This is a genomic window from Pseudomonas bananamidigenes (genome assembly GCF_001679645.1).
In the GTDB taxonomy this organism is placed as follows: domain Bacteria; phylum Pseudomonadota; class Gammaproteobacteria; order Pseudomonadales; family Pseudomonadaceae; genus Aquipseudomonas; species Aquipseudomonas bananamidigenes.
The window spans coordinates 14,557-35,643 of record NZ_LRUN01000084.1 but is presented as its reverse complement, the minus strand read 5'-3'; the positions used below and the strand labels follow the sequence as shown (position 1 = coordinate 35,643).

General features: G+C 61.2%; 15 protein-coding genes and 1 pseudogene. 8 read left to right on the top strand and 8 right to left on the bottom strand.

Going from position 1 to position 21,087, the window contains the following annotated elements:
- Positions 1-366 precede the first annotated feature (366 nt).
- From ntrC to glnA, 7 genes are all read right to left on the bottom strand, one after another.
- Positions 367-1,803 carry a nitrogen regulation protein NR(I) gene (gene ntrC, locus BBF94_RS24755; RefSeq protein ID WP_065261568.1) on the bottom strand — a complete coding sequence of 479 codons (1,437 nt, stop codon included), beginning with the start codon at positions 1,801-1,803 and terminating at the stop codon, positions 367-369.
- Positions 1,800-2,885, bottom strand: coding sequence for a nitrogen regulation protein NR(II) (gene glnL / locus BBF94_RS24750; RefSeq protein WP_065261567.1), 1,086 nt, complete (start codon positions 2,883-2,885; stop codon positions 1,800-1,802). Before glnL ends, ntrC begins: the two co-directional genes overlap by 4 nt.
- A 231-nt stretch (positions 2,886-3,116) precedes the next feature.
- Positions 3,117-3,740: a DUF4124 domain-containing protein gene (locus tag BBF94_RS24745; protein WP_065261566.1), complete on the bottom strand. Its 624-nt coding sequence runs from the start codon at positions 3,738-3,740 to the stop codon at positions 3,117-3,119.
- A complete protein-coding gene (locus tag BBF94_RS24740; protein ID WP_065261565.1) occupies positions 3,737-4,246 on the bottom strand; it encodes a DUF4124 domain-containing protein in 510 nt (169 codons plus the stop codon). Before BBF94_RS24740 ends, BBF94_RS24745 begins: the two co-directional genes overlap by 4 nt.
- Positions 4,247-4,347: 101 nt before the next feature.
- On the bottom strand, positions 4,348-4,947 hold the full coding sequence (locus tag BBF94_RS24735; protein ID WP_141676627.1) for a hypothetical protein: 600 nt from the start codon (positions 4,945-4,947) through the stop codon (positions 4,348-4,350).
- Positions 4,948-5,103: 156 nt separating this feature from the next.
- Positions 5,104-5,526, bottom strand: coding sequence for a cupin domain-containing protein (locus BBF94_RS24730; RefSeq protein WP_065261563.1), 423 nt, complete (start codon positions 5,524-5,526; stop codon positions 5,104-5,106).
- A gap of 181 nt (positions 5,527-5,707) precedes the next feature.
- Entirely contained in the window at positions 5,708-7,114 is a 1,407-nt protein-coding gene (glnA, locus tag BBF94_RS24725; RefSeq protein ID WP_065261562.1) for a glutamate--ammonia ligase, read from the bottom strand.
- 327 nt (positions 7,115-7,441) lie between these two features.
- Between glnA and thiI the strand changes: the two genes are divergently transcribed.
- Positions 7,442-8,896, top strand: coding sequence for a tRNA uracil 4-sulfurtransferase ThiI (gene thiI, locus BBF94_RS24720; RefSeq protein ID WP_065261561.1), 1,455 nt, complete (start codon positions 7,442-7,444; stop codon positions 8,894-8,896).
- Positions 8,897-9,035: 139 nt separating this feature from the next.
- Complete coding sequence (gene typA / locus BBF94_RS24715) at positions 9,036-10,856, top strand: translational GTPase TypA (protein ID WP_065261560.1); 1,821 nt, start codon at positions 9,036-9,038, stop codon at positions 10,854-10,856.
- 151 nt (positions 10,857-11,007) lie between these two features.
- On the opposite strand, the gene BBF94_RS24710 is transcribed toward typA, so the two are convergent.
- Positions 11,008-11,445 (bottom strand): YkgJ family cysteine cluster protein, encoded by a 438-nt coding sequence (locus BBF94_RS24710; protein WP_065261559.1) that lies wholly within the window; start codon positions 11,443-11,445, stop codon positions 11,008-11,010.
- A 258-nt stretch (positions 11,446-11,703) separates the two neighbouring features.
- Between BBF94_RS24710 and BBF94_RS24705 the strand changes: the two genes are divergently transcribed.
- The 6 genes and pseudogenes from BBF94_RS24705 (at position 11,704) to BBF94_RS24685 (ending at position 21,016) form a co-directional block, all read left to right on the top strand.
- Positions 11,704-14,154, top strand: a complete 2,451-nt coding sequence (locus tag BBF94_RS24705) for a glycogen/starch/alpha-glucan phosphorylase (protein ID WP_065261558.1) — start codon at positions 11,704-11,706, stop codon at positions 14,152-14,154.
- A 102-nt stretch (positions 14,155-14,256) separates the two neighbouring features.
- Positions 14,257-15,765, top strand: a pseudogene (locus tag BBF94_RS28210) (DUF2339 domain-containing protein); the annotation flags it as partial.
- A 1,040-nt stretch (positions 15,766-16,805) separates the two neighbouring features.
- The gene (locus BBF94_RS28205; protein ID WP_404820989.1) at positions 16,806-17,843 is read left to right on the top strand and encodes a DUF2339 domain-containing protein; all 1,038 of its coding nucleotides are present in this window, start codon (positions 16,806-16,808) and stop codon (positions 17,841-17,843) included.
- On the top strand, positions 17,840-19,204 hold the full coding sequence (locus tag BBF94_RS24695) for a DUF3999 domain-containing protein (RefSeq protein ID WP_065261557.1): 1,365 nt from the start codon (positions 17,840-17,842) through the stop codon (positions 19,202-19,204). Before BBF94_RS28205 ends, BBF94_RS24695 begins: the two co-directional genes overlap by 4 nt.
- Positions 19,205-19,399: 195 nt before the next feature.
- Positions 19,400-20,410, top strand: a complete 1,011-nt coding sequence (locus BBF94_RS24690) for a class 1 fructose-bisphosphatase (protein WP_065261556.1) — start codon at positions 19,400-19,402, stop codon at positions 20,408-20,410.
- Between the two features lie 3 nt (positions 20,411-20,413).
- Entirely contained in the window at positions 20,414-21,016 is a 603-nt protein-coding gene (locus tag BBF94_RS24685; protein WP_065261555.1) for a DUF924 family protein, read from the top strand.
- Positions 21,017-21,087: the final 71 nt, after the last annotated feature.

Here is a 21,087-nt window from a genome sequence, read left to right as displayed (position 1 = left end):
ACGGGCGGGCTCATCGCATGGCGTGCTGAGCCGGTGTAAAGAGGGACCCCTGACCTGCCTGTATCAAGGGCCCCAAAAGGGTGGGCTCATCACGTTTGTGGTGTGAGCCGGCGTAAAGAGGGGAATCCCCGGCCTGCCTGTACCAAGGCCCCCGAAAGGGTGGGTGAATCGAATCACCTGAAAGAGATATTGCAGGGGGCGTGCCAGTTTTTGTCATTTTGAAACAAAAAAGCCTTCACCATGGCGAAGGCCCCGCAATACGGGGCCTTCGTCTTTTCACCGGATGGTTTTTTCAGTGTGGTGTGACGTCAGATCGAGCCGGCTGCCGTGCCCGATTAAGGGTCACGGTGCCTTGCGGCGGTGCAGTCAGCCTTCTTCACCTTCGTCATCATCCCCGCCATCGACCTTCATGCCGAGTTCCTTGATCTTGCGGGTCAAGGTGTTGCGGCCCCAACCCAGCAGCACGGCGGCATCCCGACGACGACCGGCAGTGTGCTTCAGCGCGGTCTCGATCATGATCCGCTCGAACGCTGGCACCGCGCTGTCGAGCAGGCTTGACTGACCCCGTGCCAAGGCCTGGTCGGCCCACTGGCGCAGCGCCTGTTCCCAGTTGGTCACCGGTGCCGAGTCCTGCGGCAGGCTCAGCAGTTCCGGTGGCAGGTCGCCGATGTGTACCTCACGCCCGGATGCCATCACGGTGATCCAGCGACAGGTGTTTTCCAGCTGTCGCACGTTGCCCGGCCAGGGCAGGTTCTTCAGGTATTCCTCGGTCTCGCTTTTCAGCAGTTTCGGCTCGACTGCCAGTTCCTGCGCGGCGCGGCTGAGGAAATGTCTGGCCAGCGTCGGGATGTCTTCGCGTCGGTCCGACAGGCGCGGAATATGGATGCGGATCACGTTGAGGCGGTGAAACAGGTCTTCACGGAATTTACCGGCGTGAACCAGGGTTTCCAGATTCTGGTGGGTCGCGGCAATGATGCGCACATCGACCTTGACCGGCACATGCCCGCCGACGCGATAGAACTCGCCATCGGCCAGCACTCGCAACAGTCGGGTCTGGGTATCCGCCGGCATGTCGCCGATTTCATCGAGGAACAGCGTGCCGCCATCCGCCTGTTCGAAACGACCGCGCCGCAGGTTGGCCGCGCCGGTGAACGCGCCTTTCTCATGGCCGAACAGCTCGGACTCCATCAGGTCCTTCGGGATCGCCGCCATGTTCAGCGCAATGAATGGCGAGGCGGCCCGCGGGCTGTGGCGGTGCAGGGCATGGGCCACCAGCTCTTTGCCGGTGCCGGATTCGCCGTTGATCAGCACGGTGATGTTGGAGTGGCTCAGGCGCCCGATGGCGCGAAACACTTCCTGCATCGCCGGCGCTTCGCCGATGATTTCCGGGGTGCGGGTCAGGGCCGGCACCACCTCCAGACCTTGCTGTTCCTGGGCGTGCTGGTTGGCGCGCTTGACCAGCGACACCGCTTCGTCGACGTCGAACGGCTTGGGCAGGTATTCGAACGCGCCGCCCTGATAGGAGGCGACAGCGCTGTCCAGATCGGAGTGAGCGGTCATGATGATGACCGGCAGGCGTGGGTGCTGCTCGCGAATCCGCGCCAGAAGGTCAAGACCGCTGGCACCCGGCATGCGGATGTCGGAGATGATCACGTCCGGTTGCTGGCGGGCCAGGCGGCTCATCACGCCATCGGCACTGTCGAAGCTCTGGGTGGTCATGCCTTCCTGTTGCAGGGCTTTTTCCAGGACCCAACGGATAGAACGGTCGTCATCGACGATCCACACGGTTTCACTACGGCTCATGTCGATGTGGCTCCTTGTTCCAGTGGCAGAAAGATCGAGAACGTGGTGTGGCCTGGATGGCTCTCGCACTCGATCAGGCCCTGGTGCTGGCTGATGATGTTCTGGGTGATGGCCAGGCCGAGTCCGGTACCGTCCGGACGTCCGCTGACCATGGGAAAGAAAATGGTTTCCTGGAGTTCCGCTGGAATCCCCGGGCCGTTGTCGATGATCTCGATCTTGGTCACCAGACGATGGCGGACATGGCCGATGGTGAACTGGCGCATGGCGCGGGTGCGCAGGCTGATGCGGCCCAGGCGCAGCTCGTTCTGGCTGCTGATCGCCTGCATCGCGTTACGGACGATGTTCAATACCGCCTGAATCATTTGCTCGCGGTCGATCAGCACGTCGGGAATGCTCGGGTCGTAATCGCGCACCAGCGTGATGCAACCTTGGCTTTCCGCCTCGACCAGTTGGCAGACACGCTCCAGTACTTCGTGAACGTTGCACAAGGCCAGCGACGGCAGTTTGTTCGAACCCAGCATGCGGTCGACCAGATTGCGCAGGCGGTCGGCCTCTTCGATGATCACGTTGGTGTAGTCGCGCAGGCTGTCTTCCGGCAGCTCCCGGGCCAGCAGTTGCGCGGCGCCACGGATGCCCCCCAGCGGGTTTTTGATCTCATGGGCAAGGCCGCGAACCAGCATCTTGCTGGTTTCCTGTTTGGACAGTTGCGCCTCTTCCTTGGTGATTCGCAGCAGTCGATCGCGCGGGTGGACCTCCAGCAACAGCAGGGTCGCGCCGTTGCTGAGAATCGGTGTCACCGCGTAGTCCACGGTCAGGGTCTGGCCGGTGAGGGCGGTGAGCATCGCTTCGCGCTTGGTGAAGGGGTGCGCCTGTTCCACCGCCTGGCGCAATGAATTGAGCGCTTCGGTGGATTCGGTGAACAGCTCGCTGATGAACTGGCCATGGCTGCGCTGTCCACTGATGGCCAGCAGCATCTCCGCCGCCGGGTTCATGTACTCGAGGCGCAATTCGGCGTCGAGCAGGATGGTGGCGGTGGTCAGGTTGTCGAGCAGCAATCGGTGGAGTGCGTCGCTTATGGTCATCAGGACCTCTTTTGGAGCAAGGCGTGCGCGAAAAACGAAGCGCCGGTGCGAGGAAAATGCAAAAACCAAACCAAGGCTCCGAAAAGAAGCGTTCATCGCCTGAAACAGGCGTTTGAAGCTCGTTTGCGTGGCGACAGGCCGCCCCTGGCGGGTACTTTCGAACCAAAATGGGATGTTGTGTGGGTACGGTGCAATCTGTTGCACCAATATAGTGCGCAAAGCTGAACGACGTTAGAAGAAGCGCAGGAAGGGATTTTTGGGTTCGGCGGGTTTGTCTTTCAGCGGGCATTCCGGGCGCACGCCGTAGTCGTCGGTCGTGCAGGGTTTGACCTGACGCTTTTGCGCCAGCGAAATGCGCTGCATGTGGAACGGCTGATTGGCGGTGCGCTCGACGATGCGATCCTGTTCGTCGAGGATCTCCACCGACAGGTTATGGCTGCCACGATCGATATTGCTCAGCGGGAATACCGGGCTCAGACCGGGTTCGCCGGTGGGCTGGCCATCCAGCAGCAGGCGATAGCGATGACCCTTCTGCAGACCGGGTTCGCTGGTGACACTGACGATCAGTTCGCCGGCGCTGCTGCGAAGGGTCGCGTCCGGTTCGGGCACCAGCACCCGCAGCATGTCGTAGCGAAACAGCGGTTGTTCCGGTTTTTTTTTCACCGCAGTGACGGGCGCCGCCCCGGTCGGGTTCGAGGCCATGCGATTGCTGGTGGCCAATGGCACACGCTTGGCGTTGCCACGCGGTTGATCGGTGTAGACTCGATTGCCCTGCGCGTCGATATAAGTAAAGACCTCGGCCGAGGCGCCACATGCGAGCAAGGCCAGACATGCAGCGATCAACCCGCGAGTCATGGTTTGTGTACCCGCTGCACGGTAAAGACCACTGCCGGACTCTGCTGAATGATCGCCGCGCCATCGATCACCTGCACCGCCAGCCGATGCTCGCCCCGGTCGACGTTCACCAGTTGCAGGATCGGCACGTTGCTCGGTTGGCCATAAGGCGCGTCGTCGAGCAGCAGGCGCAATTGATGAGGTGCCTGCAGGCGCGGTTTGATCAGCACGCTGACGGTGAACGTGCCGTTGTTGGCCCGCAAGGCTTCGTCGGTGGGCAGGCCGGTCAGCTCCAGCACTTCGTAGGCATTGCGCGCAGGCGCACGGTTGGTTGTGTCCGACGACGGCGCCCCCGGAGCCTGGGGCTGGACGCTGTTGAGTGGCGGCAGCTCCACCGGCTGCGCCTTCACGCCATCCGGCGAATGGTCGCTGTACACCGTGTTGCCGTTGGCGTCGGTGTACTTGTAGATCTGCGCGCAGGCCGGCAGGGCGATCAGCAACAGAATGTAGAGAAGGAGGCGACCCATGGACTCGACCGGAAACGAAAGCGATGGATTGCAGCATAGGCCAGGCATCTGGCTGGCGACATCCTGTTGATCAGATTGTCCCTTCCAGTCATGAGCATCCTTCAGTCGCCGATCGTTCGGGATGCTTTCAGGCAGGGACCGATCACTCTGCGTAATCCTCTGTCGTCTTCGGGCAGAACAAAAACGGCGGTCAGCGGGCCATCGTTCTCAAGGGTTGAAGGCAGTGTCAGTGAAATGCGGTTGCTCCGGGCGGGCCTGGTCAGCCAATAACTCAACTCCTTCAGGTTGGCGGTCGCACCAAACATGAAATCCCATTCTTTTTTCAGCAGGCGTTCTCCCGGTATCCAGCCAGTGACTTGATCGATGACCGCCGGGCGCTCACCGGAGATCAGGCGCAGCGGTCCGTGTGCCGTGGCAGCAGGGCCTTCGTAATCATTGGGGTTGAAACCCAGTCGTTGCGCCTGAATGGCCAGCATGAGGGAGGCATGAGGCTTCATGCGGGAGTCGACGGTGCAGGCAATCTGCAAAAGCGCTTCGCCGGTTTTGCTGTTGTAACGCGCCATGCCGGTCATGGCGGCCATCCGGGCAGTGCCGTGATCGTCGTATTTCTCCACCTGCCAGGCGTTTATCTGATTGGCGGGCGATTCGCTGTCTGCTGCAGCCCAACCGGGTACCAGTACAGCCAGGAACAGTGAAAACAAGCCAATCGGACCATACCCTGACTTCATCGCTCACTCCTGTTGAATAGTGTCTTGCCCTGAAACAGGTGGGCAGGTGTTCGGCGCCTTATCAAAGGCTGCATGCTGTTGCCGCACTGATAAATCTGCATGGTTGCGGCACCCTGTGAAGAGCGGATATCACTCTGACAATGGAATATTTTCTCCACCCGCATAAAACACGACCAGCTCCACCGGCTCGTTTCCAGTGATGCCGCGATGGCTGCGGTTGACCATTTCGGCGACGGCTTCTCCCTGTTTGAATCGTTTGCTGCGGCCATCTTCCCTGCGTTCGATGGTCAGTTCGCCGGAGAGAATATAGGCGGCGTTGGGAATGGGGTGGGTATGCCATTGGAGTGGCGTATTGGCTGGGATGCTGAGCTTGAGCACCGACAGTCGGGGAGCGGCATCGGGGTAGTTCGTGTAGGCGGTCCCGTCCCACGACGTGCGGCTTTCAAGCAAGAGATTACGCTCTATCCGCCCGGGTTCCCGATGAGAGGTGCAGCCTTGCATGGACAGCGTCGCCAGAATGGCAAGCAGTATCTGGAATAGGCATTGTTTCATCGTCTGATTCCTTGAGTGGCCGTAAGGGGTAAAGGCTACGGGTCGCTCAAAGTGGGTGATGCCGGACGATGCTTCAGTTGCTTTCGGATATCTGGATGAAAGTTGTCGGAAATTTCCAAAAAAAAAGGCCTCCCGAAGGAGGCCTCTCTTTTGTCACGCCGCGTAGCGCGGCGCTACCGGATCAGCAGCTGTAGTACAGCTCATATTCCAGTGGGTGTACGAAGGTGCGGACCTTGATTTCTTCTTCGGATTTCAGCGCGATGTAGGCATCGATGAAGTCGTCGGAGAATACGCCGCCCTTGGTCAGGAACGCGCGGCCCTTGTCCAGCTCTTCCAGGGCTTCCTTCAGGCTGCCGCAAACCTGCGGGATCTCTTTCGCCTCTTCAGGCGGCAGGTCGTACAGGTTTTTGTCCGCTGCGTCGCCTGGGTGGATCTTGTTCTGGATACCGTCCAGGCCGGCCATCAGCAGTGCTGCGAAAGCCAGGTACGGGTTGGCGGCCGGATCCGGGAAACGTGCTTCGATACGACGGCCGCGCGGGCTGTTGACGTAAGGAATACGGATCGAGGCGGAACGGTTGCGAGCCGAGTAGGCCAGCATCACCGGAGCTTCGAAACCTGGCACCAGACGCTTGTAGGAGTTGGTGGCCGGGTTGGTGAAGCCGTTCAGGGCCTTACCGTGCTTGATGATGCCGCCGATGAAGTACAGGGCGGTTTCGGACAGGCCGGCATAGCCTTCGCCAGCGAAGGTATTCTTGCCGTCTTTGGCGATGGACATGTGCACGTGCATGCCCGAACCGTTGTCACCGTACAGTGGCTTCGGCATGAAGGTCGCAGTGCGGCCGTAGGCATCGGCCACGTTGTGTACAACGTATTTCAGAGTCTGAACTTCGTCAGCTTTCTTCACCAGGGTGTTGAACTTGACACCAATTTCGTTTTGACCGGCGGTTGCCACTTCGTGGTGGTGAACTTCAACGGTCTGACCCATCTCTTCCAGTGCGTTGCACATGGCGGTCCGGATTTCGTGGTCGTGGTCGAACGGCGGAACCGGGAAGTAGCCGCCCTTGATACCTGGACGGTGGCCCTTGTTGCCGCCTTCCACGTCCTGGTCGGACATCCACGAGCCTTGCTCGGAGTAGATCTTGAACATCGAGCCGGAGATGTCGGACTTGAACTTCACTTCGTCGAAGATGAAGAACTCAGGCTCTGGACCGGCGAATACGGTGTCACCGATACCGGTGGTCTTCAGGTATTCCTCGGCGCGACGGGCGATGGCGCGAGGGTCGCGGTCGTAGCCCTGCATGGTCGAAGGCTCGATGATGTCGCACACCAGGATCAGGGTCGGTTCTTCGGTGAACGGGTCCAGAACGGCGGTTTCGTCGTCCGGCATCAGGATCATGTCGGAGGCTTCGATGCCTTTCCAGCCAGCGATGGAGGAACCGTCGAACATCTTGCCCGCTTCGAAGAAGTCGTCTTCCAGCGCATCGCGAGCCGGCATGGTCACGTGGTGCTGAGTGCCTTTGGTGTCCGTGAAGCGCAGATCAATCCACTTGACGTCATGATCTTTGATGAGTTGAACCGACTTCGACATAGTGTCCTCCGGGTGGCTTAGGGCTGGTAGTGGATGCCCTTAAATGTTGGTGATGCCGGCGCGAATATCTGCCAAGGCAACCTGCCTCACAAGGGAGCAAATTGCATGCCAGTGCCCCAGCATGGGTTTTCTGCCCCAAATTCACGCTTATAAGGGTGCAAAACGCACAAATGGTAAAAATCTCGCCCTTTAATGTAGCGTCTTGATTCGAAAATGACCTGTTTTGGTGCATGAAAAACCTTCTGCACATTAACTGGTTAAACCTTGAGCAATTTCCGCTATAATCCGCGCCCCCCTTTTTCGGCTGGCCCAGCGCGCGCTGTTTTCATGAAACTAATCGTTAAAGTCTTTCCCGAGATCACCATCAAAAGCCGACCTGTCCGGACGAAGTTCATCCGCCAGCTGGCCAAGAACATCCGCACCGTGCTCCGTGACCTGGATCCGGCCGTGGTGGTGAACGGCGTATGGGACAATCTCGAGCTGGAAACCCGCGTCACCGATCCCAGGGCCCTGAAAGAAATGGGCGAGCGCCTGACCTGCATGCCGGGCATCGCGCACTTTCTGCAGATCGACGAGTACCCGCTGGGTGACTTCGACGACATCACCGAGAAGTGCAAACAGCACTTCGGTGACTTGCTGGCCGGGAAGATTTTCTCGGTGCGCTGCAAGCGTGCGGGCAAGCATGCGTTCAGCTCGATGGATGTCGAAAAATACGTCGGCAGCAAGCTGCGCCGTGAATGCGGAGCCGCCGGGATTGACCTGAAAGCGCCGGAAATCGAAGTCCGTATCGAAGTTCGCGACAAACGGTTGTTCGTGATCCACAGCCAGCACAATGGCATCGGCGGCTACCCGCTCGGTGCGCTGGAGCAGACGCTGGTATTGATGTCCGGCGGCTTTGACTCGACGGTTGCTGCGTACCAGATCCTGCGCCGCGGCCTGATGACGCACTTCTGCTTCTTCAATCTGGGCGGGCGTGCCCACGAGCTGGGCGTGATGGAAGTCGCGCATTTCATCTGGAAGAAGTACGGCAGCTCGCAACGCGTGCTATTTGTCAGTGTCCCGTTCGAAGAAGTGCTGGGCGAAATTCTCGGCAAGGTCGACGACAGTCATATGGGCGTCGTATTGAAGCGTATGATGTTGCGCGCAGCGTCGAGCATTGCCGAACGCCTGCACATTGATGCGCTGGTCACCGGTGAAGCGATTTCCCAGGTGTCGAGCCAGACGTTGCCGAACCTGTCGGTCATCGATTGCGTCACGGACAAGCTGGTCCTGCGTCCGCTGATCGTCGCCCACAAGCAGGACATCATCGACACGGCCGACCGGATCGGTACCGGTGACTTCGCCCGGCACATGCCGGAGTACTGCGGCGTCATCTCGGTCAACCCGAAGACCGCCGCCAAGCGTGGCCGGGTCGAGCACGAAGAGCAGGAATTCGATATGGCGGTGCTCGAGCGTGCGCTCGCAAACGCCAGACTGGTGCCGATCGATCGGGTGATCGACGAATTGGGCCAGGATTTGCAAATCGAAGAAGTCAGCGAGGCGCTGGCCGGTCAGATCGTCATCGACATCCGTCACCCGGATGCTGCCGAGGATGATCCGCTGGAACTCGCCGGCATAGAGGTACAGACGATGCCGTTCTACGCAGTGAACGCTCGTTTCAAGGAACTGGATCCGACTCGCCAGTACCTGCTGTATTGCGACAAAGGCGTGATGAGTCGCCTGCATGCCCATCATCTGCTCAGTGAGGGGCATGCCAATGTGCGCGTTTATCGACCGAGCTAAGTGCCCGGGGCTGTTTGCCTGTGGCCTGCGTCACCGGCCCCCCGACACTGCCGTCAAGCTGTAACGGCCATGCCGGACACTACTGCCAATCGCTGCCATGACTTGTCAGCAAACCGAATCCTCTGATCGAGATACACAAGTGATCGAAAATCTACGTAACATCGCCATCATTGCCCACGTTGACCACGGTAAAACCACCCTGGTAGACAAACTCCTGCGTCAATCCGGCACCCTGGAGCGCAACGAGCTCAACGACGAGCGCGTGATGGACTCCAACGACCAGGAAAAAGAGCGCGGCATTACCATTCTGGCGAAAAACACCGCCATCAACTGGAACGGCTACCACATCAACATCGTGGATACCCCGGGCCACGCCGACTTCGGCGGCGAAGTAGAGCGCGTCATGTCCATGGTCGACTCCGTGCTGCTGCTGGTTGACGCCCAGGACGGCCCTATGCCGCAAACCCGTTTCGTGACCAAGAAGGCGTTCGAAGCCGGTCTGAAGCCGATCGTCGTGATCAACAAGGTCGACCGTCCGGGCGCGCGTCCTGACTGGGTTCTGGACCAGATCTTCGACCTGTTCGACAACCTGGGTGCCACCGACGAACAGCTGGACTTCAAAGTCGTCTACGCCTCGGCCCTGAACGGCATCGCCGGTCTGGACCACACCGAAATGGCCGAAGACATGACCCCGCTGTACCAGTCGATCATCGACAACGTTCCAGCGCCGGCCGTTGACCGTGACGGTCCGTTCCAGATGCAGATCTCCGCACTGGACTACAACAGCTTCCTGGGTGTGATCGGTGTCGGCCGTATCGCCCGTGGTCGCGTCAAGCCGAACACTCCGGTCGTCGCCATCGACACCGAAGGCAAGCGCCGTAACGGTCGTATCCTGAAGCTGATGGGTCACCACGGTCTGCACCGCGTTGACGTCGAAGAAGCCCAGGCCGGCGACATCGTCTGCATCAGCGGTTTCGACGAGCTGTTCATCTCCGACACCCTGTGCGACATGAACACTGTCGAGGCTATGAAGCCGCTGACCGTCGACGAGCCGACCGTTTCCATGACCTTCCAGGTCAACGACTCGCCGTTCTGCGGTAAAGAAGGCAAGTTCGTGACTTCCCGCAACATCAAGGAACGTCTGGACAAAGAGCTGCTGTACAACGTTGCCCTGAAAGTCGAAGAAGGCGACTCCGCCGACAAATTCAAGGTATCCGGTCGTGGTGAGCTGCACCTGTCGGTACTGATCGAAACCATGCGTCGCGAAGGCTTCGAGATGGCTGTGGGCCGTCCTGAAGTGATCATCCGCGAAGTGGGCGGCGTGAAGCAGGAACCGTTCGAAAACGTGACCATCGACATCCCTGAAGAATCCCAGGGCAAGGTCATGGAAGAGATGGGTCTGCGTAAAGGCGACCTGACCAACATGTCCCCGGATGGCAAGGGCCGTGTGCGCCTGGAGTACAACATCCCGGCTCGCGGTCTGATCGGTTTCCGTAACCAGTTCCTGACCCTGACCAACGGCGCAGGCATCCTGACCTCGATCTTCGATCGTTACGACACCATGAAGTCCGGCCACATGTCCGGCCGTCAGAACGGTGTTCTGGTATCGGTTGAAACCGGCAAGGCGCTGACCTACTCCCTGGAAACCCTGCAGGCGCGTGGCAAGCTGTTCGTGGAACACGGCCAGGAGATCTACAACGGTCAGATCGTGGGTCTGAACAGCCGTGACAACGACCTGGGCGTCAACCCTACCAAGGGCAAGAAGCTCGACAACATGCGTGCTTCGGGCAAAGACGAAACCATCGCTCTGGTTCCACCTGTCCGCTTCACCCTGGAACAGGCTCTGGAATTCATCCAGGATGACGAGCTGTGCGAAGTGACGCCGAAGTCCATCCGTCTTCGCAAGAAGATCCTGGACGAAGGCGAGCGCACCCGCGCTGCCAAGAAAGCCAAGGCGTAAGCTTTAGCCAGGCTTGAAAAAAACGCCCCCGGTCGAGAGACCGGGGGCGTTTTTGTTTATTCGGGATTTGAATATCGCGTCCGCCGTCTGGGACGCGGAGCGTCCCGGGCTGAATTCCCACGCGGAGCGTGGGAACGATCAGGCGTCGGGATCAGAAGCGCTCGATCGACCGCGAATTCTGCACCCGCTCCACTTCCTTCGGCTTGTACGCGCAATATCCCGGGCGCGGGCCGATTTTCGGGTGGTTGCGGCAGGTGTCCGGGCGCTTGTCATAAATGGTGCACAGCCGGCTCTTGCGATCCAGGTAGTAGCAATCGTTGTTGCTCATGCGCTGCAGGGTGAAGATCCCCGACTTCTGGTTGAAGCGCTCCACCAGACCTTCCTTTTGCAGGCGTTTGGCGATGTTTTTCGGCGGCTCGCCCAGTTCGAACTCGTCGACCACTCCGATGCGCACCAGGTCCTTGATCTTGACCTCGACCGGCAGCGTGCAGCAGCTGGAAACGCACGAGCCGCACATCGGGGCCGAGTATTTGGCCCAGGTTTCGAGGCGGTCGATCTCGGCGGCGGCGATCAGGTTGGGCTTCATCATCGGGGTTTACCAGGCGTGTGCGTCAGGGCGCGCGATCATACCGGGACGGGTGGATTTTTGAACAACCTTTCGCCGGTTTTTTTCTTTCTGTCATCACCGGAGCCGACAATTCGGCATGGCCCCTGCATTCATTCAGGCATTCGCCAGGGTATTGCCGGACGAACGCTCATTCTCAGGAAAAACTGCCGAACCAGAGCCGCCACCGTCGGTCAGACCGTCTAGGCTCTGACAATTCCCCGCTCGCTCGAGGTCCTATCGATGACTCAAGAACCACTAGTTCGCGAAGCAGAGGTGGCCGCATTCCGCGACGCCGTCCTGACCAAACTCACCTACGCGGTGGGCAAAGACCCGGATCACGCCTTCGACCATGACTGGTTCGAAGCCATCGCCCTGGCGGCGCGCGATCACATGGTCGAGCACTGGATGGATCACACCCGACAGATCTACCGCAAAGGGCAGAAGCGGGTGTATTACCTCTCGCTGGAATTTCTCATCGGCCGTTTGCTGTACGACAGCCTGAGCAATCTGGGCCTGCTTGACGTCGCTCGCGAGGCACTGACCGAGCTGGGCGTGGATCTGGAGCGCATCCGCTTGCTGGAGCCCGACGCCGCGCTGGGCAACGGCGGCCTCGGACGTCTGGCGGCGTGTTTCATGGAAAGCATGTCGACGCTCGGCATCGCCGGCCACGGCTACGGCATTCGGTATGAGCACGGCCTGTTCCGCCAGGCCATCGTCGACGGCTGGCAGCAGGAGCAGACCGAGCACTGGCTGGATTTCGGCAACCCATGGGAGTTCGAACGGCCGGAGGTCGTCTACACCATTGGCTTCGGCGGCAGCGTCGAAACCGTCACCGATGTCACCGGCAAGAGCAAACAGGTCTGGCACCCGGCCGAAACCGTGCGGGCGATTGCCTACGACACCCCGGTGGTCGGCTGGCGCGGGGCGAGCGTCAACACCTTGCGCCTGTGGCGGGCCCGTGCGATGGAAGATCTGCACCTGGAGCGCTTCAACGCCGGTGACCATTTGGGTGCCGTGGCCGAGGTGGCTCGCGCCGAAAGCATCTCCCGCGTGCTTTATCCGGCGGACAGCACCGAGGCCGGGCAGGAGCTGCGCCTGCGTCAGGAATACTTCTTCGTCGCCGCGTCGCTTCAGGATCTGCTGCGCCGTCATCGCAACATGCACACCTCGGTGCTGACCCTTGGCGATCACGCGTCGATCCAGCTCAACGACACTCACCCTTCGATTGCCGTCGCCGAACTGATGCGGCTGCTGGTGGATGTCTACGACGTGGCCTGGGATGCGGCGTGGCAAGTCACCGTCGATACGCTGTCGTACACCAACCACACGCTGCTGCCAGAAGCACTGGAAACCTGGCCGGTAGGGCTGATGGAGCGCATGCTGCCGCGGCACATGCAGATCATTTATTTGATCAACGCCCAGCACATCGACTCGTTGCGGGCCAAGGGCATTCACGATTTCGACGTGCTGCGGGCGGTTTCGCTGATCGAGGAAGACAACGGCCGTCGGGTGCGCATGGGCAACCTCGCGTTCCTCGGTTCCCACAGCGTCAACGGCGTGTCGGGCCTGCACACGCAACTGATGCGCAAAACCGTGTTTGCCGAACTGCACAAGCTGTATCCGGAGCGGATCAACAACAAAACCAACGGCATCACCTTCCGCCGCTGGCTGTACCAGGCCAACCCGGAGCTGACGTCGATGCTGGTCGATGCCCTCGGCCCGGATGTGCTGGACAACCCCGAAGAGCGCCTGCTGGATCTTGAACCGTTCGCCGAAAAAGCGGCCTTCCGCAAGGCCTTCGCCGAGCAACGGCTGCACAGCAAAAAAGCGCTGGCCTATCTGATTCACGAACGGCTGGGGATCGCAGTCAACCCGGCGGCGATGTTCGACGTGCAGGTCAAGCGGATCCACGAATACAAGCGTCAGTTGCTCAACCTGATGCATACGGTTGCGCTGTATCAGGCGATTCGCGCCCAGCCGGAAACCGACTGGGTGCCGCGGGTGAAAATCTTCGCCGGCAAGGCGGCGGCCAGTTATCACCAGGCCAAGCTGATCATCAAGCTGACCAACGACATCGCCCGGGTGGTGAACAACGATCCGACCGTGCGCGGCCTGCTGAAGGTGGTGTTCCTGCCCAACTACAACGTCAGCCTGGCGGAGAGCATCATCCCGGCGGCGGATCTCTCGGAGCAGATCTCCACCGCCGGTTTCGAGGCGTCGGGTACCAGCAACATGAAGTTCGGCCTCAACGGCGCGCTGACCATCGGCACCCTCGACGGTGCCAACGTGGAAATGTGCGAGCGCATCGGTGCCGAGCACATGTTCATTTTCGGACTGAGTGCCCAGCAGGTCGAAGCGCGCAAGCAGAACCACGAGTTCAGTGCCGCGCCGGACATCGCCGCCTCTCACCGTCTGAGCGACGTATTGCAGGCGATTCGCAGTGGTGTGTTCTCGCCGGATGACACCTCGCGCTACACCGGGCTGATCGATTCGCTGATGGACTACGACCGCTTCCTGGTCTGCGCCGACTTCGATGCGTACTGGGAAGCGCAGATGCGCGTCGATGCGCTCTGGCACGATTCGAATAACTGGTGGCGCTCGGCGGTGCTGAACACCGCGCGGATGGGCTGGTTCTCGTCGGACCGGACGATTCGCGAGTACGCCACGGATATCTGGAAGGCGCTGGAGTAACTTTTAGCGACAAATGTGCGCCCGGCCCCACGCTCGTTGGGCCGGGCCGATATACTGAGCCCTGATTTCGCCCCGTTCCGGGGCTGCTCAGGGATATCGACCATGCAATGGATGTTCATGTTGATCGGGCTGCTGCTCGGTTGGCTGCTCGACGAGTCGTTCAGTTCTGCGCTGTTGGGCGCGCTGCTGGGCCTGGTGATCGGCCAGACGATCCGGATCGCCCGGCTTGGTTCGCAGAGTGCCGAACACAAGGTTCAACTTGAACAGGCGAAAATCGCCTTGCAGGCTGTCGAGCAGCGTCTGTTTCTGCTCGAAGGCGCCGGCGTGCGGGACACCTCACCGGGCGTCGAGCCCGCTCCAGAGACCGCTGTCGAACCGCTCCGGGTGACCGAAGAGGCCCCCGCCGCAGTACCCGAGCTGGTCTGGGAACTGCCGCCCGAGCTTGAACCGATCTCCGCTGTGGCCAGCGAAACCAGCCAACCGTTGCCGGCCGATGTCTGGCAGCTCGACGCCGTCACGCCCGAACCACAACCGCCCGCCGAACCCCGTGGCCCGAACCTCATCGAGCGTGGCATCAACGCTGCGCGCAACTGGCTGTTCGGTGGCAACACTGTGCTGCGGGTCGGTGTGGTGCTGTTGTTCTTCGGCCTGGCCTTCCTGCTGCGCTACGCCACCGAAGGCATGGTGGTGCCGATCGAAATGCGCTACGCCGGGGTTGCCGCAGCCGCATTGGGACTGCTGGCGCTGGGCTGGTGGCTGCGCCATCGCAACAGCAGTTACGCCTTGATGCTGCAAGGCACCGGGATCGCGGTGATGTACCTGACGGTCTTCGCGGCGATGCGCCTGCATCCGCTGCTCGATCCGTCCGCCGCGCTGGGATTGCTGGTGGCGGTGACGGTGTTTTCGGCGATTCTGGCGATCACTCAGGATTCCCTGGCCCTGGCCTGCGTTGCGGCATTGGGCGGTTTCGCCGCACCGATCCTGACCTCTACCGGCGCCGGCAACCATGTCGCGCTGTTCAGCTATTTTGCGTTACTCAATGCCGGCATTCTCGCCATCGCCTGGTTCAAGGCCTGGCGTCTGCTGAACCTGATCGGTTTCGCCGGCACCTTCGGCATCGGTTTCGCCTGGGGCGTGCGTTCGTATGCGCCGGAGCTGTTGTGGAGCACCGAGCCGTTCCTGATTCTGTTCTTCCTGATGTACCTGGCCATCGGCCTGTTGTTCGCCCGACGCAAGTTGCTGGACATGCCGGACGCCCCGGCAGACGGCGACCGTGAGGCGCTGCTGCATTGGTCGGCGCGCAAGGGTGACTACGTCGACGGCACCATGCTGTTCGGTCCGCCGCTGGTGGGTTTCGGCCTGCAATTCGCGCTGGTGCAGCATCTGGAATTTGCCGCTGCGTTCAGCGCATTGGCGCTGGGCATGATTTACATGACCCTCGCTCGGTTGTTGATGGGCGGTCGTGCCTTGTTGCTGGGCGAAACCTGCCTGGCGCTCGGGGTGATTTTCGCCAGCCTGGCGATTCCGCTGGGGCTGGATGCGCGCTGGACCTCTGCGGCTTGGGCGGTGGAGGGCGCGGGGATTTTCTGGCTTGGCTTGCGTCAACATCGCCCGTTCGCCCGAGTCTTTGCTTTGTTGCTGCAACTGGGCTCGGCGCTGGCGTTTCTCGGTCAGTTGCGCGTCGGCGAAAGCAGCCTGCTCGACGGAGCACCGCTGGGCGCGCTGATGCTTGGTATCGCGCTGCTGTTCAGTTTCCATCAATTGCGCAAAGCCTCGGTGGACCACACCGCGGCGTGGGAGCGCCAGGGCCTGCCGGTGTTGGCGAGTCTCGGTCTGACTTTCCTCTATCTGTTGGCGCCGCTGTTTTTCTTCGTCCAGGCCACGGCCATCAGTTGGGCATTGGCCGGGCTGGCGACCTTGTTCGTCGGCTTGCGCCTGCAATCGCGCACGTTCCTGTTCACCGCTTTTGCCGTGCAACTGCTGGGTGGTGCGTTGTTCCTGTTGCGCCTGCAAGGGGCGGGCGAGGATTCGGCGGCGGTGTTCAGCGCCGGCTGGAGTGGTTTGCTCAGCGCCTCGCTGATCGGTCTGGCATTGATCGCCGGCATGTTGCTGGCGGCGCGTGACGAGATGGTGCGCAGCGATGTGCGGCTGCTGCGCGGCTTGTCGGTGGTGCTGCTGGCGGGGCTGGTGCTGATCAATCTGGCGGTGTTGTTCGTGCTGCCGTGGCAGACGGCGAGTGCGGTGTGGGCAGCCAGTGGCTTGCTGATTATCTGGCTCAGTCTGTACCTCCAGCAGCGCGCAAGTTTTGTCTTCGGTCTGTTGCTGCAGTTGATCGGCGGCGCGGCGTTTTTGCTTGCCGGTCCCGAACTGCTCGGGCCTTTGTCCAGTGAAGGTCTGCGGCCGCTGGGTCATGGCGGATTCTGGACGCCACTGGTGCTTGGGCTGGCGGCGATGATCGGTGCGTGGCGCCTGCAACTGGGCAATCATGCTTCGGCGTTCGATGTGCTGAGTTTGCAGCGACTGTCCGAAGTGCTGCTGGTGTGGGGTGCCGGTTGGTGGGCGCTGGCGTGGGTCAGTGAGGTGCTGCGTTTTGCGCCGCTGAATCTGCAGGCGACGTTGTTGCTGCTGGTCGCCGCGCTGAGTGTCGCCTTGTGGACGCTGTTGGCATTGCGCCTGAAATGGCCGTCGCTCGGGTTGCTCTGCACCTTGCTGATTCCGGCGGCCGGGCTGGTGTTGCTCGCCGCGTGGCACTCGCGTTATCACCCGGCGGCGACGTCGGCTGGCTGGCGTGGGCGGCAGTGTTCGCGGTGCATTTCTTCAGCCTGCGGCGTCTGGCGTCGATGTTGCCGGCGCGGGCCTTGAGCACGGCCCATGTGCTCGGCTGCTGGTTGCTGATCGGCGTGCTGGCGCTGGAGTTGCGCTATGGCCTGCTGCTGTTGTCCGAGCAATACAACGCCTGGCGCTGGCTGGGCTGGGCGATTCTGCCGAGCGTGTATCTGTTGCTGATGGCCGCGCCTCGGAACTGGCCGTGGCCGGTGGCGGCGTTCGCTCGCGAGTACCGCTTGTACGCGGCGGCGCCGCTGGCGCTGTTGATGCTGATCTGGTTCTGGCTGGCGAACGGTGTCAGCGACGGCAATGCCGAGCCGCTGCCCTACGTGCCGCTGATCAACCCCCTGGAGCTGGGGCTGCTGATCGCGTTGTTCAGCGTTTATGTCTGGTCACGCAGCGCGGTGGCCGAGCTGTCGATCCGCAAGGATTACGCCGCTCACGCCTCGCAACTGATCGCCGGTGTTTCGCTGTTCGCCTTCTGCACCGCGCTGGTGACCCGCGCCGCGCATCATTGGGCGGGCATCCCGTTCGAGCTGGACCTGTTGCTTGAGTCGATGCTGGTGCAGGCCGGGTTGTCCATCGTCTGGACGCTGATGGCGCTGGGGCTGATGATCGGCGGGCACCTGCGCCATCGCCGCGAAGTGTGGCTGATCGGTGCGGCGCTGATTGCGCTGGTGGTGGCCAAACTGATTTTTGTCGAGTTGAGCAACCGTGGTGGTCTGGCCCGGATCGTCTCGTTTATCGGCGTCGGCGTGTTGCTGCTGGTGGTGGGTTATTTCGCGCCGCTGCCGCCCAAACGCGTCGAGGCTGCACCGGAGGCGGACAAACCGGCCCCGGAAACCGAAGGAGTGTCGTCTTGAGTCGCTTATTGAATCTGGGGTGGCTGTTGCTGGGTGTGGCCATGACGGCCGCCGGCCAGGAAAAACCGGCGGACTTTGCGGCGCAGGTGCCGTTGTCGGTCACTGGCGCGGGCCCGTGGTATCGCCTCGAACTGCCGCTGAACGTGCAGTTGCAGGCGCGCCAGACCGATCTCAGCGATCTGCGGGTGTTCAACGCCGCGGGTGAACCGCAGGCCTATGCGCTGGCCCGGGAATCGGCGCAGACCCGCGACGACGGTCGCTTGAACGCGGTGAAGTGGTTCCCGCTGTATAACTCGGCGGATGCCACAGAACGTGCTCCGAGTGTGCGGGTCCAGTCGACCACCACCGGCACGCTGGTGGAAGTGCAGCCATCCAGTCAACTGGAAGCGGGGGAAGAGGTGCTGCGCGGCTGGTTGCTGGATGCCAGTGCAATCAAGGCGCCGTTGCAGCAACTGATTCTCGACTGGACCAGCGAGCGGGATGGCTTCCAGCGTTTCAGCATCGAGGCCAGCGACGACTTGCAGCACTGGCAACCATGGGGTGAAGGCCAAGTTGCACGCCTGACCTTTTCCGATGAGCGCATCGAACAGCATGAAGTTGCGTTGCCGGGGCAATCGGCGCGTTATCTGCGGCTGTTGTGGGATTCGCCGAATGCAGCACCAACGCTGACCTCGGCGCAGCTGAAAAGCAGCGATCCGCAAAACCTGCCGTTGCCGCTGGTCTGGTCACCGGCGCTGACCGGCAGCAGCACCAAGGCCGGTGAATACATCTGGCAGCTGCCGATGGGGCTGAATGTCGAACGGGTTCAGGTCGAGTTGAAACAGCCCAACAGCCTGGCGCCGGTGACGCTGTCGGGACGCCGCGAAACCAGTCTGCCGTGGCAGACGATGAGCAGTGGTCTGCTCTATCGCCTGACCCAGAATGGCCAGGACGTGGTGCAGAACGAATTGCAGCTTTACGGGCAGACCGTCCAGCAGTTGAAACTGACGGTCGACGAACGCGGCGGCGGTCTGGGCGAACAGGCCCCGAGCCTCAAGTACGCGGTGCGCGCCACGCAGGTGATCTTCCTTGCGCGCGGTGACGGGCCTTACAGCCTGGCGCTGGGCAATCCGACGATGAGAACGGCGAACCTGCCGCTGAGCACGCTGATCCCCGATTTCAAACCGGAGAAACTGGCCACGCTGGGCAAGGCCACAGTGCAAGGTGAAGCGGTGGCAACCCGGACAACGACGGCTACCACCTCGGCCACGGCGGACACCAACTGGAAGAAATTCGGCCTGTGGGCGGTGCTGCTGCTCAGTGTGCTGTTTCTGGCGGTGATGGCGTTCAGTCTGCTGCGCAAACCGCCGGCCAAATCCTGAATCGGACGGGTGTGGCCTCTACACCCGTCGGGTTTGCGACTACGCTGAAATCCGTGCCTGAACTCTCCCGGTCCGATCACGTCTGATAGCAGGAATTGCACTCGACGCACGTTACCGGGCGTCATTGCTCGCTACGTTTTCAGACTCCCTGTAAACTGCGCGGGTTTTCAGCCCCCCATTCCACCGGAGCCGTCCATGTCCCGCGTTACCCTGAGTCGCTATTTGATTGAGCAGACCCGCAGCAACAACACTCCTGCCGATCTGCGCTTCCTGATCGAAGTGGTGGCGCGTGCCTGCAAAGAGATCAGCCACGCCGTGTCCAAAGGCGCCCTGGGCGGCGTGCTGGGCAGCATGGGCACGGAAAACGTGCAAGGCGAAGTGCAGAAGAAACTCGACGTGCTGTCCAACGAAATTCTGCTCGAAGCCAACGAGTGGGGCGGTCACCTGGCCGGCATGGCGTCCGAAGAAATGGACAACGCCTACCAGATCCCGGGCAAATACCCGAAAGGCGCCTACCTGCTGGTATTCGACCCGCTGGACGGCTCTTCGAACATCGACATCAACGCCCCGGTCGGTACCATTTTCTCGGTACTGCGCTGCCCGAACGAATACCTGAGCCAGAACGAAGCCCTGAACGAAAAGGCCTTCCTGCAGCCGGGCACCCAGCAGGTCGCTGCCGGTTATGCGATCTACGGTCCGCAGACCATGCTGATCCTGACCCTGGGCAACGGCGTGAAGGGCTTCACCCTGGACCGCGAAATGGGCAGCTTCGTCCTGACCCACGAAGACATCACCATTCCTGAAAGCACCCAGGAATTTGCGATCAACATGTCCAACCAGCGTCACTGGGAAGCCCCGGTACAGCGCTACGTTTCGGAACTGCTGGCCGGTGAAGAAGGCCCGCTGAAAAAGAACTACAACATGCGCTGGGTCGCGGCGATGGTCGCCGACGTACACCGCATCCTGACCCGTGGCGGTCTGTTCATGTACCCGCGTGACAGCCGCGAGCCGTCCAAGCCGGGCAAGCTGCGTCTGATGTACGAAGCCAACCCGATGTCGTTCCTGGTGGAACAGGCGGGCGGCGCTTCCACCGACGGTCACCAGCGCATCCTCGACATCCAGCCTGAAGGCCTGCACCAGCGTGTGGCGGTGTTCCTCGGCTCGAAAGAAGAAGTCGCCCGCGCCACGGCTTACCACAAGGAATAAATCATGACCGCGCCCTGGCAGCCGTTGCTCGATTGGTGGTTCGGCCATGCCGAGTCGGCTACTGAAGTGACGGCGCAACAGGGCAAGTTGTGGTTCGGCAAGAAAGACAGCCAGGACCTCGAAGCGCGTGAGCGTTTCGGGGTCCTTGTCGATCAGGCCCTCGCCGGCGGATTGACCGAGTGGACGCAACGTCCCGAAGGCTGGCTGGCGGTGGTGCTGTTGCTCGATCAACTTCCGCGAATGATCTTTCGTGATACACCCAAGGCCTTTTCCGGCGATCTGCGGGCGCAGAAGCTGGTTGCCCAAGGCATCGCGGCGGATTTCGACCGGCAGTTGAAACCGATTCAGCGACTCTTCATCTACCTCGTCTTCGAACACTGCGAAAACCTTGCGGTGCAGAACGAGGCCGTTTCGCGATTCATTGAATTGGTGGCTGAGCAGCCGGAAGCGGAGCGCGGGGTGTTTGCCGACAATCTGGATTATGCCGAACGGCATCAGAAGGTGATTGCGCGGTTTGGACGGTTCCCGCATCGCAATGCGGTGTTGGGAAGGGAGTCTACGGTGGAGGAGTTGGCGTTTCTTTCCGAGCCCGGGTCCAGATTCTGAATCTCCGTTGTTGCTGGGGCCGCTTTCGCGAGCAGGCTCGCTCCCACATCTGAAATACTTTTCAGTGTGGG